Annotated in this window: 13 protein-coding genes; 11 read left to right on the top strand and 2 right to left on the bottom strand. The window is 58.0% G+C overall.

Annotation, left to right across the window (positions count from 1 at the left end):
* Window positions 1–15 precede the first annotated feature (15 nt).
* Both dnaN and dnaA read right to left on the bottom strand, forming a co-directional pair.
* Window positions 16–1119, bottom strand: a complete 1104-nt coding sequence (dnaN, locus tag TU80_RS16375) for a DNA polymerase III subunit beta (RefSeq protein WP_017848945.1) — start codon at window positions 1117–1119, stop codon at window positions 16–18.
* Between the two features lie 38 nt (window positions 1120–1157).
* Window positions 1158–2675 (bottom strand): chromosomal replication initiator protein DnaA, encoded by a 1518-nt coding sequence (gene dnaA, locus TU80_RS16370; RefSeq protein ID WP_026140277.1) that lies wholly within the window; start codon window positions 2673–2675, stop codon window positions 1158–1160.
* Between the two features lie 585 nt (window positions 2676–3260).
* On the opposite strand from dnaA, the gene rpmH reads away from it, so the two are divergent.
* The 11 genes from rpmH to atpB all read left to right on the top strand — a co-directional run bounded on the left by rpmH (window position 3261) and on the right by atpB (window position 13414).
* Window positions 3261–3395 (top strand): 50S ribosomal protein L34, encoded by a 135-nt coding sequence (rpmH, locus tag TU80_RS31695; RefSeq protein ID WP_003213577.1) that lies wholly within the window; start codon window positions 3261–3263, stop codon window positions 3393–3395.
* Between the two features lie 16 nt (window positions 3396–3411).
* Complete coding sequence (rnpA, locus tag TU80_RS31690; RefSeq protein WP_010565857.1) at window positions 3412–3816, top strand: ribonuclease P protein component; 405 nt, start codon at window positions 3412–3414, stop codon at window positions 3814–3816.
* Window positions 3809–4054, top strand: coding sequence for a membrane protein insertion efficiency factor YidD (gene yidD, locus TU80_RS31685; protein WP_003213574.1), 246 nt, complete (start codon window positions 3809–3811; stop codon window positions 4052–4054). The genes rnpA and yidD overlap by 8 nt, the downstream gene beginning before the upstream one ends.
* 2 nt (window positions 4055–4056) lie before the next feature.
* Window positions 4057–5739 carry a membrane protein insertase YidC gene (gene yidC, locus TU80_RS16360; RefSeq protein ID WP_046381578.1) on the top strand — a complete coding sequence of 561 codons (1683 nt, stop codon included), beginning with the start codon at window positions 4057–4059 and terminating at the stop codon, window positions 5737–5739.
* 79 nt (window positions 5740–5818) lie between these two features.
* Complete coding sequence (mnmE, locus tag TU80_RS16355) at window positions 5819–7189, top strand: tRNA uridine-5-carboxymethylaminomethyl(34) synthesis GTPase MnmE (RefSeq protein WP_017848941.1); 1371 nt, start codon at window positions 5819–5821, stop codon at window positions 7187–7189.
* 551 nt (window positions 7190–7740) lie between these two features.
* Complete coding sequence (gene mnmG, locus TU80_RS16350; protein WP_057004955.1) at window positions 7741–9633, top strand: tRNA uridine-5-carboxymethylaminomethyl(34) synthesis enzyme MnmG; 1893 nt, start codon at window positions 7741–7743, stop codon at window positions 9631–9633.
* On the top strand, window positions 9630–10274 hold the full coding sequence (rsmG, locus tag TU80_RS16345) for a 16S rRNA (guanine(527)-N(7))-methyltransferase RsmG (protein ID WP_026140276.1): 645 nt from the start codon (window positions 9630–9632) through the stop codon (window positions 10272–10274). Before mnmG ends, rsmG begins: the two co-directional genes overlap by 4 nt.
* An 18-nt stretch (window positions 10275–10292) precedes the next feature.
* Complete coding sequence (locus TU80_RS16340) at window positions 10293–11090, top strand: ParA family protein (protein ID WP_016978715.1); 798 nt, start codon at window positions 10293–10295, stop codon at window positions 11088–11090.
* Window positions 11091–11099: 9 nt separating this feature from the next.
* Window positions 11100–11972, top strand: coding sequence for a ParB/RepB/Spo0J family partition protein (locus TU80_RS16335; RefSeq protein ID WP_017848938.1), 873 nt, complete (start codon window positions 11100–11102; stop codon window positions 11970–11972).
* 148 nt (window positions 11973–12120) lie between these two features.
* Window positions 12121–12528 (top strand): F0F1 ATP synthase subunit I, encoded by a 408-nt coding sequence (locus TU80_RS16330; protein ID WP_026140275.1) that lies wholly within the window; start codon window positions 12121–12123, stop codon window positions 12526–12528.
* A 16-nt stretch (window positions 12529–12544) separates the two neighbouring features.
* Complete coding sequence (gene atpB, locus TU80_RS16325; RefSeq protein WP_017848936.1) at window positions 12545–13414, top strand: F0F1 ATP synthase subunit A; 870 nt, start codon at window positions 12545–12547, stop codon at window positions 13412–13414.
* The last annotated feature ends 24 nt before the right edge of the window (window positions 13415–13438 follow it).

The following is a 13438-nucleotide window of genomic DNA, read 5'->3' as shown; positions in this document are numbered from 1 at the left end:
TTCTGCTGAGCATGATTACAGACGCATCGGCATAACAACGTAAGCCGAGTCATCGTTATCGGATTCTTGCACCAGCGCACTGCTGTTGGAGTCGGACAGAATCAGGCGAACCTGTTCGGTGGTCATCACACCCAGCACGTCGAGCAAGTAGCTCACGTTGAAGCCGATTTCCAGCGAACCGCCGTTGTAGTCGACGCCCACTTCTTCTTCCGCTTCTTCCTGTTCCGGGTTGTTGGCCTGGATCTTCAGTTGGCCGTTGGCCAATTGCAGGCGAATACCCCGGTACTTTTCGTTGGACAGAATCGCAGTACGGCTGAACGCCTCACGCAGGGCCTGACGATCACCGACCACCAGCTTGTCGCCACCCTTAGGCAGTACACGCTCGTAATCCGGGAACTTGCCGTCAACCAGCTTGGAGGTGAAGGTGAACTCGCCGGTGGTGGCGCGGATGTGATGCTGGCCCAGGACGATGCTGACAATACCGTCCGGCTCGGTGAGCAGACGCGCCAGTTCAAGGATACCTTTGCGCGGCACGATCACCTGATGACGGTCCGGCTGACCGATATCGGCCTTCATCGAACACATGGCCAGGCGGTGACCGTCGGTGGCCACGGCGCGAATAATGCCTTCCGACACTTCCAGCAACATACCGTTGAGGTAATAGCGCACGTCCTGCTGGGCCATGGCGAAGCTAGTGCGCTCGATCAAACGACGCAGTTTGCTTTGCTCCAGGCTGCAGGTCAGCGAACCCGGGCCTTCTTCCACAGTCGGGAAGTCATTGGCCGGCAACGTCGACAAGGTGAAGCGACTGCGGCCGGCCTTGACCACCAGCTTCTGCTCATCGACCTTGATGTCGATCAGCGCGTCGTTGGGCAAGCTTTTGCAGATATCCATCAGCTTGCGCGCGGGCACGGTGATCTCGCCAGGTTCAGCGGGCTCTTCCAGCTGAACGCGACCCACCAGTTCGACTTCCAGGTCGGTGCCGGTCAAGGACAATTGCTGGCCCTCGACAACCAGCAATACGTTGGAAAGCACCGGCAAGGTCTGTCGGCGCTCGACGACGCCTGCGACCAGTTGCAGGGGTTTCAACAGGGCTTCGCGTTGAATGGTGAAGTGCATGGTCTAGTCCCTTGCCTTAATAAGCTGCGCTGGTGTCATCAAGTAGTCAGTGTACGCAGCAGGTTCTTGTAGTCCTCGCGAATATCCGCGTCGGATTCCTTAAGCTCGTTGATCTTGCGGCATGCGTGCAAGACCGTGGTGTGGTCGCGACCACCGAAGACATCGCCGATTTCCGGCAGGCTGTGGTTGGTCAACTCCTTGGAGAGTGCCATGGCCACCTGACGCGGACGTGCCACCGAGCGCGAACGGCGCTTGGACAGCAGATCGGAAATCTTGATCTTGTAGTACTCGGCCACGGTGCGTTGGATGTTATCCACACTCACCAGTTTGTCCTGCAGAGCCAGCAGGTCTTTCAGGGATTCGCGAATCAGCTCGATGGTGATGTCGCGGCCCATGAAGTGCGAGTGCGCGATGACCCGCTTGAGCGCGCCTTCCAGCTCACGCACGTTGGAGCGAATGCGTTGGGCGATGAAGAACGCGGCGTCGTGGGGCAGATCGACTTTGGCCTGATCGGCCTTTTTCATCAGGATCGCCACGCGGGTTTCCAGCTCCGGTGGCTCGACCGCCACGGTCAGGCCCCAGCCGAAGCGCGACTTCAAGCGTTCTTCCAGGCCTTCGATTTCCTTCGGGTAGCGGTCGCTGGTCAAGATGACCTGCTGGCCGCCTTCGAGCAGGGCGTTGAAGGTGTGGAAAAACTCTTCCTGGGAACGTTCCTTGCGCGCGAAGAATTGAATGTCATCGATCAGCAAGGCATCCACGGAACGGTAGAACCGCTTGAACTCGTTGATAGCGTTGAGCTGCAGGGCCTTGACCATGTCAGCCACGAAGCGCTCCGAGTGCAGGTACACGACCTTGGCATTCGGGTTCTTCTTTAATAGATGGTTACCCACCGCGTGCATCAAGTGCGTCTTACCCAGGCCAACGCCACCATAAAGGAACAGCGGGTTGTAACCGTGCTTGGGGTTGTCGGCGACTTGCCAGGCGGCCGCGCGGGCCAGCTGGTTGGATTTACCCTCGACGAAGTTCTCAAAGGTAAAGGTGCGGTTCAGGTAGCTGGTGTGCTTGAGCGCGCCTTCGACCTGCACGGTGCGCTGCTCGGCGCGAACCGGTGCTTGCTGGGAACTGGCACCCGCCATCGGATCGAAGCTGTCGCGGGACGGCTCTTCATTGGCCGGCGCGTTTTTCTGGGCCGACGATTTCGAAGGCGTCGGCGCGGGAGCCGGCGCGTGGTTGACCGGAGCCGTCACCGCCTGGGCTTGCGACGCGGCAGCCGCCAATGGCGCATTCGGCGCAGCGCGAGGCGCGGAGCTACGTTTGCTGCCTATTAATAAGGAGAGCACGGGCGCGAGGCCGTTGCCATGTTCATCGAGCAATTCGAGAACGCGGCTCAGGTACTTCTCGTTGACCCAGTCGAGAACAAAACGGTTGGGTGCGTAGACGCGCAACTCGTCGCCTTCGGCTTCGACCTGTAGCGGACGGATCCAGGTGTTGAATTGCTGGGCAGGCAGCTCATCGCGCAAAAGCTCTACGCACTGCTGCCAAAGTTCCACTGACACGGATATCCCCTAAGTTGAAAGCCGGTGAGGCAAAAACAGCCGCCATTGTAGCGGTCGGCCGCCCACTTATCCACATGTAGGTTGCGCACAGGCCAGCCAAAATCAACGCCTTAACGTGAATAAAGGCGACCAATGGTCTGTGCATAAGCTCTGTGGATAAGCGCCCCTGAGCTCGTTGCACAAGTGGGGTCGAAAGTCTGTGGGTAACTGGCCTGTGGATAACAACCCATTCCACCCACAGCTTATCCGACAGCGCAGCACAGGCAGAGCACCGTTTCTCCCCCGTGTTGTCATTCTCTGTACATCACGTGGAATAAGGCCTAAAGGCAGTTATCCACAGAGGAATGCCTGCCTAGCTTTTATAAGCTTTACAGAAAAGCTTTAAATAACTTCCTTCTTTATTTTTATATCTATGGCATTGCCCTTGGAAGCTCGCTGGACAAAAAAGGGCGGATTGCCTGTAAAGATCTAATTGAAGGAAAAGCTGGTTGGAAATTGACCTAGAGGCTTGCTTTCTCTAGAATCGCCGGTCTCTTAAAACGGGGGCCATTCCGGCCCGTTGTGGACGAACCAGGTAACAACGCCATGAAACGTACTTTCCAACCAAGCACCATCAAACGCGCCCGTACCCACGGCTTCCGTGCTCGCATGGCTACCAAGAACGGCCGTGCTGTCCTGTCGCGTCGCCGCGCCAAAGGTCGTGCGCGTCTGGCAGTTTGATAATCCGGTACTGGTGGTGAGTCAGGACTTCAGTCGGGAAAAGCGTCTGCTTACCCCCCGGCACTTCAAGGCAGTCTTTGACTCCCCCACCGGCAAGGTTCCGGGGAAAAATCTCCTGCTCCTTGCGCGTAACAACGATCTGGATCACCCCCGTCTCGGGTTGGTGATCGGCAAGAAGAGCGTAAAGCTCTCCGTTGAGCGCAATCGCCTCAAGCGTCTGATGCGCGAATCGTTTCGCCTCCACCAGGACACTCTGGTTGGTTGGGATATTGTTATCGTCGCGCGCAAAGGCTTGGGGGACGTAGAAAACCCCGAATTGATTCAGCATTTCGGCAAGCTCTGGAAACGTCTGGCGCGTACCAACAAACCAGCACCAGCAGTCAGCACCGAAACTGTAGGGGTAGACAGCCTTGATGCGTAAACTGGCACTCGTTCCGATCCAGTTTTACCGCTATGCCATTAGTCCTCTGATGGCCAACCACTGTCGTTTCTACCCCAGTTGTTCCTGCTACGCGTTAGAGGCCATAGAAAATCATGGTCTTCTGCGCGGTGGCTGGCTGACCTTTCGTCGTTTAGGTCGCTGTCATCCGTGGAATCCCGGTGGTTATGACCCGGTTCCACCTATCCCTACCTCCCGTTCTTCTTCGATGGCCGAGTAATCATGGATATTAAACGCACGATCCTGATCGTCGCCCTGGCAATCGTGTCCTACGTCATGGTTCTTAAGTGGAACCAGGACTACGGCCAAGCTGCCCTGCCGACTCAGAATGTTGCTGCCAATCAGGCTGCGCCGGCTATTCCGGACACCCCGCTGGGTAACAATGCGTCCGCGAGTGCCGATGTTCCCAGCGCGAATGGCGAGACAAGCGCCCCTGTAGAAACGCCAGTTGTCACCAATAAAGACCTCATCCATGTGAAAACGGATGTGCTCGACCTGGCTATCGATCCACAAGGTGGTGATATCGCGCAGCTGAAACTGCCGCTGTATCCACGTCGCCAAGACCATCCGGATGTTCCGTTCCAGCTGTTCGATAACGGCGGCGAACGCGTTTATCTGGCACAAAGCGGCCTGACCGGCACCAACGGTCCGGATGCGCGTGCTACCGGTCGTCCGGTTTATTCGACCGAACAGAAGACTTATCAACTGGCTGACGGCCAGAACCAGTTGAACGTCGACCTGAAATTCAGCCTCGACGGCGTCAATTACATCAAACGCTTCAGCTTCACCCGCGGTTTGTACGACTTGAAGGTCACTTACCTGATCGACAACGAAAGCGACAAAGCGTGGAGCGGCAACCTGTTTGCCCAGCTCAAGCGTGATGGCAGCGCCGATCCTTCTTCCAGCACTGCCACCGGCACCGCGACTTACCTGGGCGCCGCCCTGTGGACAAGTAACGAGCCGTACAAAAAAGTGTCGATGAAAGATATCGACAAGGGCGCGCTGAAAGAAACCGTCCAAGGTGGTTGGGTTGCCTGGTTGCAACACTACTTCGTGACCGCGTGGATCCCGAACAAGGGTGAAGCCAACCTGGTGCAAACCCGCAAGGACAGCCAGGGCAACTACATCATCGGCTTTACTGGCCCGACGTTGACCGTTGCTCCAGGCGCCAAGGCTGAAACCACCGCGACCCTGTACGCCGGCCCGAAAAGCCAGGCAGTGCTCAAAGAGTTATCCCCAGGTCTGGAACTGACTGTGGATTACGGCATCCTGTGGTTCATTGCCCAGCCGATCTTCTGGCTGCTGCAACATATCCACAGCATCGTCGGCAACTGGGGCTTCTCGATCATCTTCCTGACGATGCTGATCAAGGGGATCTTCTTCCCACTGTCGGCCGCCAGCTACAAGTCGATGGCGCGCATGCGTGCCGTGGCCCCGAAACTGGCCGCGCTGAAAGAACAACATGGCGACGACCGGCAGAAAATGTCGCAGGCCATGATGGAGCTGTACAAGAAAGAGAAGATCAACCCGCTGGGTGGATGCTTGCCGATTCTGGTGCAGATGCCGGTATTCCTGTCGCTGTACTGGGTACTCCTGGAAAGCGTGGAAATGCGCCAGGCACCGTTCATGCTGTGGATAACTGACCTGTCGATCAAAGACCCGTTCTTTATCCTGCCGATCATCATGGGCGCGACCATGTTCATCCAGCAGCGCCTGAACCCGACTCCGCCGGATCCGATGCAGGCCAAGGTAATGAAAATGATGCCAATCATCTTCACCTTCTTCTTCCTGTGGTTCCCGGCTGGTCTGGTGCTGTACTGGGTGGTCAACAACGTGTTGTCGATCTCTCAACAGTGGTACATCACACGTAAGATCGAAGCGGCTACCAAAAAAGCCGCGGCGTAACTTACTCTGTGGATAACCACTCAAGACGCCCCCTAGTGGGGCGTTTTGCTTTCCGTCACTTTTGTTCTGGAACCTGCTGATGAGCGCTCCTCGTGAAACCATCGCTGCTGTCGCTACCGCCCAAGGTCGCGGCGGTGTCGGTATCGTTCGAATTTCCGGGCCGCTCGCCGGCATGGCCGCCAAGGCCATCAGCGGTCGTGAGTTGAAACCGCGCTACGCCCATTACGGCGCGTTTCTGGATGCGGATAACCAGGTGCTGGACGAAGGCCTGGCCCTCTATTTCCCGGGGCCGAATTCCTTTACCGGTGAAGACGTCCTTGAATTGCAGGGTCACGGCGGCCCCGTCGTGCTGGATATGCTGCTGCAGCGCTGCCTGCAACTGGGCTGTCGCCTGGCCCGGCCGGGAGAATTCAGCGAGCGTGCATTCCTCAACGACAAACTCGACTTGGCCCAGGCCGAAGCCATTGCCGATTTGATCGAGGCCAGTTCTGCACAGGCGGCGCGCAACGCCTTGCGCTCACTGCAGGGCGCGTTTTCCCTGCGCGTGCATAACTTGACCGAGCAACTGATCAGCCTGCGCATCTATGTGGAGGCGGCGATTGATTTTCCGGAAGAAGAAATCGACTTCCTCGCCGATGGCCATGTGTTGGCGATGCTGGATAAAGTCCGCGACGAGTTATCCACAGTACTGCGCGAAGCCGGGCAGGGCGCGTTGTTGCGCGACGGCATGACCGTGGTGATTGCCGGGCGCCCCAATGCGGGCAAATCCAGCCTGCTCAATGCCCTGGCCGGCCGTGAAGCGGCGATCGTCACCGAGATTGCCGGCACCACCCGGGATATCCTGCGCGAACATATCCACATCGACGGCATGCCGCTGCACGTCGTCGATACGGCCGGGCTGCGTGACACCGACGACCAGGTGGAAAAGATCGGCGTGGAACGCGCCCTCAAGGCCATCGGCGAAGCCGACCGTGTGCTGCTGGTGGTAGACGCCACTGCGCCAGAGGCGGTGGACCCTTTTGCCCTGTGGCCGGAATTCCTCGAGCAACGGCCCGACCCGGCCAAAGTCACCTTGATCCGCAACAAGGCTGACCTGACTGGCGAAGCCATTGCCATGGAAACCAGTGAGGATGGCCACGTCACGATCAGCCTGAGTGCCAAGTCGGCCGGGGATGGCCTGGAGTTGCTGCGCGAACACCTCAAAGCCTGCATGGGCTATGAGCAGACGTCGGAAAGCAGCTTCAGCGCCCGTCGCAGGCACCTGGAGGCGCTGCGCCATGCCAGCGCGGCCCTGGAGCATGGTCGGGCGCAGCTGACCTTGGCTGGCGCCGGTGAGCTGTTGGCTGAGGATTTACGCCAGGCGCAGCAGCTATTGGGCGAGATCACCGGGGCATTCAGCTCGGATGACCTGCTGGGGCGGATCTTTTCCAGCTTCTGTATCGGTAAATAGACCTTCGTTGTCCACAGACAGGCCATTCGTGCCTGTCTGTTTCTCTTGTTTCAGCCGATTTCCTCTCTTTCTGCACTCCTGAGCCAGCCATTGGTGGCCTCACCGTGGGCGCGATTTGCGTTGGCGCAGCAATTTCTGTGGATTAAGCCCTGTGAATAACCGCGCCTGTGCCCGGTTGATAACAGGGCTTGAAACCTGAGCGAAAACCCCTCTGTGGATAACCGCCTGTTTAATCCACAGGCTTAAAGCACTTATCCACGCCGCTCATGGACACATGACCACAGACTTTTGAATCTCTGTACATTACGTAAATAAAGGGCTGTAGCAATCTATCCACAGAAATTAGGCTCAGTATAAATAAACATAAAAACAAAGATTTAATATCTTTCTCTCTTTTAATTTCTATTGTCTGTGATTCATCCACAGCTGGTTAAATTTTGTGCAAAGGGTTCTTTAGGAAGGGCTAAGTCCCTATACTGGCCGCCAAAGCTCTAAAACCAGCTCAATCAATCAATTCCTAATTACCTACATAAGCAGGCACGAGGTGCGTGGTGGATTTCCCTTCCCGTTTTGAAGTGATCGTCATCGGCGGCGGTCATGCCGGTACCGAGGCAGCACTGGCCTCAGCACGCATGGGTGCAAAAACCCTGTTGCTGACGCACAACGTGGAAACCCTTGGTGCCATGAGTTGCAACCCTGCCATTGGCGGCATCGGCAAAAGCCATCTGGTCAAGGAAATCGATGCCCTTGGCGGCGCGATGGCCATGGCCACCGACAAAGGGGGTATTCAATTTCGTGTGCTGAACAGCCGCAAAGGCCCAGCCGTGCGTGCGACCCGGGCACAAGCCGACCGCATCCTGTACAAGGCGGCGGTACGCGAAACCCTGGAAAACCAGGCGAACCTGTGGATATTTCAACAGGCAGCCGATGACCTGATCGTCGAACAAGACCAGGTCCGCGGTGTTGTTACCCAGATGGGCCTGCGTTTCTTCGCTGAATCCGTGGTGTTGACCACCGGCACGTTCCTCGGTGGACTTATCCACATCGGCATGCAGAACTATTCCGGTGGCCGCGCCGGCGATCCGCCGTCGATTGCCCTGGCACAACGCCTGCGCGAACTGCCGCTGCGGGTCGGTCGCCTGAAAACCGGTACGCCGCCGCGGATCGATGGGCGTTCGGTGGATTTCTCGGTGATGACCGAGCAGGCCGGCGATACGCCGATTCCGGTGATGTCGTTCATGGGTTCGAAAGAGCAGCACCCGAAACAGGTGAGCTGCTGGATTACCCACACCAATGCGCGCACCCACGAAATCATTGCCGCGAACCTCGACCGTTCGCCGATGTATTCCGGGGTGATCGAAGGCATCGGCCCGCGTTACTGCCCGTCGATCGAAGACAAGATCCACCGCTTTGCCGACAAGGAAAGCCACCAGGTCTTCATCGAGCCCGAAGGCTTGACCACTCACGAGCTGTACCCGAACGGGATTTCCACTTCCCTGCCGTTCGACGTGCAAATCCAGATCGTGCAATCGATTCGCGGCATGGAAAACGCGCACATCGTGCGTCCCGGCTACGCCATCGAGTACGACTACTTCGACCCGCGTGACCTGAAATACAGCCTGGAAACCAAAGTGATCGGCGGTCTGTTCTTCGCCGGACAAATCAATGGCACCACCGGTTACGAAGAAGCCGGCGCCCAAGGTTTGCTGGCCGGGGCCAACGCCGCGTTGCGCGCGCAGGGCAAAGACAGCTGGTGCCCGCGTCGCGATGAAGCGTATATCGGCGTGTTGGTCGACGACCTGATCACCCTGGGTACCCAGGAACCGTACCGGATGTTCACTTCGCGGGCGGAATACCGTCTGATCCTGCGCGAAGACAACGCCGACCTGCGCCTGACCGAAAAAGGCCGCGAGTTGGGCCTGGTGGATGACGCGCGTTGGGCGGCTTTCTGCAAGAAACGTGAAAGTATCGACCTGGAAGAGCAGCGCCTGAAAAGCACCTGGGTTCGCCCGGGTACCGAGCAGGGCGACGCGATCGCCGAAAAATTCGGCACGCCGCTGACCCACGAGTACAACCTGCTGAACCTGCTGTCCCGTCCGGAAATCGACTACGCTGGTCTGATTGAAGTGACCGGCGGCGGCGCAGACGATCCGCAGGTCGCCGAACAGGTCGAGATCAAAACCAAGTACGCCGGTTATATCGATCGCCAGCAGGACGAGATCGCTCGCCTGCGCGCCAGTGAAGACACCAAGCTGCCTGTGGATATCGATTACACCGGGATTTCCGGGCTATCGAAAGAAATCCAAAGCAAGCTGGGGATAACTCGCCCGGAAACCCTGGGCCAGGCTTCACGGATCCCCGGTGTCACCCCGGCAGCCATTTCGCTGTTGATGATTCATTTGAAAAAACGCGGCGCGGGCCGTCAGTTGGAGCAAAGCGCTTGAGTTCGTTGGTCACCTCGCAACACGCCGAAGAGTTATCCACAGGAGCACGCCAGTTGGGTGTCGACCTGAGCCCCGCCCAGCACGAGTTGCTGCTCGGCTACCTGGCCCTGTTGATCAAATGGAACAAGGCTTACAACCTGACGGCGGTGCGCGACCCCGACGAAATGGTCTCGCGCCACTTGCTCGACAGCCTGAGCGTGATGCCGTTCATCGAAAACGGCCGCTGGCTCGACGTCGGCAGCGGCGGCGGGATGCCTGGCATTCCGCTCGCTATCCTGTTTCCCGAGTCGCAAGTGACCTGCCTGGACAGTAACGGCAAGAAGACCCGCTTCCTGACCCAGGTCAAACTCGAACTGAAGCTGGACAACCTGCAAGTTATCCACAGTCGCGTCGAAGCCTTCACGCCGCCGCAGCCTTTCAACGGAATTGTTTCCCGGGCTTTCAGCAGCATGGAGAATTTCAGCAACTGGACCCGCCACTTAGGCGACCGCGACACACGTTGGCTGGCAATGAAGGGCGTTCATCCAAGCGACGAGCTGTTAGCATTGCCGGCAGACTTCCACCTCGATAGCGAACACGCCTTGGCCGTACCCGGTTGCCAAGGCCAACGCCATCTGCTGATACTGCGCCGCACGGCATGATTGGGAACACAAGCAAGAATGGCTAAGGTATTCGCGATAGCGAACCAGAAAGGTGGCGTGGGTAAAACCACCACCTGCATCAACCTCGCAGCATCCCTGGTCGCGACCAAGCGCCGGGTGCTGTTGATCGATCTCGATCCACAGGGCAACGCCACCATGGGTAGCGGTGTGGATAAACACGGCCTGGAAAACTCGGTCTACGACTTGCTGATCGGCGAGTGCGACCTGGCCCAGGCCATGCACTATTCCGAACACGGCGGTTATCAACTGCTGCCGGCCAACCGCGACCTGACGGCGGCGGAAGTGGTGCTGCTGGAAATGCAGATGAAAGAAAGCCGTCTGCGCAGCGCCTTGGCGCCGATCCGCGAGAATTACGATTACATCTTGATCGACTGCCCGCCGTCGCTGTCGATGCTGACGCTCAATGCGCTGGTGGCCGCCGATGGCGTGATTATCCCCATGCAGTGCGAGTACTACGCACTGGAAGGCTTGAGCGACCTTGTGGATAACATCAAGCGCATCGCCGAACTGCTCAACCCGAACCTGCAGATCGAAGGCCTGCTGCGGACCATGTTCGATCCGCGCCTGAGCCTGATGAACGATGTGTCGGCGCAGCTCAAGGAACACTTCGGCGATCAGCTGTACGACACCGTGATCCCACGCAACATCCGCCTGGCCGAAGCGCCAAGCTATGGCATGCCCGCGCTGGCGTATGACAAGTCCTCGCGTGGCGCCATTGCCTACCTGGCATTGGCCGGCGAGATGGTTCGTCGTCAACGCCGCAACTCCCGTACCGCTGCAGCCCAGCCAACTTAAGGAAACCCCATGGCCGTCAAGAAACGAGGTCTCGGACGTGGACTGGATGCACTGCTGAGTGGTCCGACTGTCACGACCCTTGAAGAACAAGCGGTACAGGCCGACGAGCGCGAGCTGCAGCACCTGCCGCTGGACCTGATCCAGCGCGGCAAATACCAGCCGCGCCGGGACATGGACCCGCAGGCGCTGGAAGAACTGGCCAACTCGATCAAGGCCCAGGGCGTGATGCAGCCGATCGTGGTCCGCCCGATTGGCGCCGGCCGCTTTGAAATCATCGCCGGCGAACGCCGCTGGCGCGCGAGCCAACAGGCCGGCAAGGAAACCATCCCGGCGATGGTGCGCGATGTGCCGGATGAAACCGCCATCGCCATGGCGTTGATCGAGAACATCCAGCGCGAAGACCTCAATCCGATCGAAGAAGCGATCGCTTTGCAGCGTTTGCAGCAGGAATTCCAGCTGACCCAGCAACAAGTGGCCGATGCCGTGGGTAAATCCCGCGTGACCGTGTCCAACCTGCTGCGCCTGATCGCACTGCCGGAAGTCATCAAGACGATGCTTTCCCATGGCGACCTCGAAATGGGGCATGCGCGTGCTTTGCTCGGTTTACCGGAAAATCAACAGGTTGAAGGGGCGCGACACGTTGTCGCACGGGGTCTCACCGTTCGTCAGACCGAGGCCCTGGTTCGACAGTGGCTCAGTGGTAAACCTGCACCGGTCGAAGCGGTCAAAACTGATCCGGATATCGCGCGTCTCGAACAGCGCCTGGCCGAGCGCCTGGGCTCTGCGGTGCAAATTCGACATGGCAAGAAGGGTAAAGGCCAACTGGTCATCGGCTATAACTCGCTAGATGAGCTTCAGGGTGTTCTTGCCCACATCCGCTGAAACAATTGCTTATGTAGCGTGTGATCGGAAATCACTACCTGACAGTTGAATAGGGGCAGAACCGCCCCTATACTCTGCGCGCATTTTGTCGGCACAAATTATGCCAAGTTATTGATTTCCGGCAGCCGACCATTGAGGAGCAAGAGTGGTGGAAACCCGCACGCCAAACACGTCGTCGTTCCATCGCTTGGCCGTTTTCCCGGTTCTATTGGCGCAATTTGTCATTTTGCTGATCGCCGCACTGGCGCTTTGGTATTGGCATGGAGTCGTAGCGGGATACTCGGGACTCTGCGGTGGCCTGATAGCCTTGCTGCCCAATATGTATTTTGCTCACAGGGCCTTTCGGTTTTCCGGCGCCCGAGCAGCCCAGGCCATCGTCCGGTCTTTTTATGCCGGCGAGGCGGGGAAATTGATTTTGACGGCAGTGCTGTTTGCACTGACCTTTGCAGGTGTGAAGCCATTGGCGCCGCTGGCTGTATTCAGCGTCTTCGTGTTGACCCAACTGGTCAGCTGGTTCGCTCCCCTGCTAATGAAAACAAGACTTTCGAAACCTTAGGGCGTTTGAGGCAACCATGGCAGAAACAACCGCTTCGGGCTATATCCAGCACCACTTGCAGAACCTGACCTTCGGTCAGCTTCCCAACGGCGGCTGGGGCTTCGCCCACACCGCAGCAGAAGCCAAAGAAATGGGCTTCTGGGCTTTCCACCTGGATACTCTGGGCTGGTCGGTCGCATTGGGTCTGATTTTCGTCCTGATTTTCCGCATGGCGGCAAAGAAGGCGACTTCCGGTCAACCGGGTGCCCTGCAGAACTTCGTTGAAGTATTGGTCGAATTCGTCGATGGCAGCGTGAAAGACAGCTTCCATGGCCGTAGCCCGGTGATTGCACCGCTGGCACTGACCATCTTCGTCTGGGTGTTCCTGATGAACGCCGTCGACCTGATTCCGGTCGACTGGATTCCTCAGTTGGCCATCCTGATCACTGGCGATCACCACATTCCATTCCGTGCGGTGTCCACCACTGACCCTAACGCCACCCTGGGCATGGCCCTGTCGGTGTTCGCGTTGATCATTTTCTACAGCATCAAGGTCAAGGGCATCGGCGGCTTCATCGGCGAACTGACCCTGCACCCGTTCGGCAGCAAGAACATCTTCGTTCAAGCCCTGCTGATCCCGGTGAACTTCCTGCTGGAATTCGTGACTCTGGTCGCCAAGCCGATCTCCCTGGCCTTGCGACTGTTCGGCAACATGTATGCCGGCGAGCTGGTGTTCATTCTGATCGCTGTGATGTTCGGCAGCGGTCTGCTCTGGCTTAGCGGCCTGGGCGTTGTTCTGCAGTGGGCGTGGGCTGTGTTCCACATCCTGATCATCACCCTGCAGGCGTTTATCTTCATGATGCTGACCATCGTCTACCTGTCGATGGCGCACGAAGAGAACCATTAAGGCCAGTCTCGACTAGTCTGATGT

The sequence above is a fragment of the Pseudomonas veronii genome (assembly GCF_001439695.1).
Lineage (GTDB): Bacteria > Pseudomonadota > Gammaproteobacteria > Pseudomonadales > Pseudomonadaceae > Aquipseudomonas > Aquipseudomonas veronii.
Note: the sequence above shows the minus strand (reverse complement) of the source record. Positions and strands in the feature narration are given on the sequence as shown.

Coding starts and splice junctions, on each gene's coding strand:
- dnaN (WP_017848945.1), bottom strand. CDS start 1,119: ATGCACTTCACCATTCAACGCGAAGCCCTGTTGAAACCCCTGCAACTG.
- rpmH (WP_003213577.1), top strand. CDS start 3,261: ATGAAACGTACTTTCCAACCAAGCACCATCAAACGCGCCCGTACCCAC.
- yidD (WP_003213574.1), top strand. CDS start 3,809: ATGCGTAAACTGGCACTCGTTCCGATCCAGTTTTACCGCTATGCCATT.
- yidC (WP_046381578.1), top strand. CDS start 4,057: ATGGATATTAAACGCACGATCCTGATCGTCGCCCTGGCAATCGTGTCC.
- mnmE (WP_017848941.1), top strand. CDS start 5,819: ATGAGCGCTCCTCGTGAAACCATCGCTGCTGTCGCTACCGCCCAAGGT.
- TU80_RS16340 (WP_016978715.1), top strand. CDS start 10,293: ATGGCTAAGGTATTCGCGATAGCGAACCAGAAAGGTGGCGTGGGTAAA.
- TU80_RS16335 (WP_017848938.1), top strand. CDS start 11,100: ATGGCCGTCAAGAAACGAGGTCTCGGACGTGGACTGGATGCACTGCTG.
- atpB (WP_017848936.1), top strand. CDS start 12,545: ATGGCAGAAACAACCGCTTCGGGCTATATCCAGCACCACTTGCAGAAC.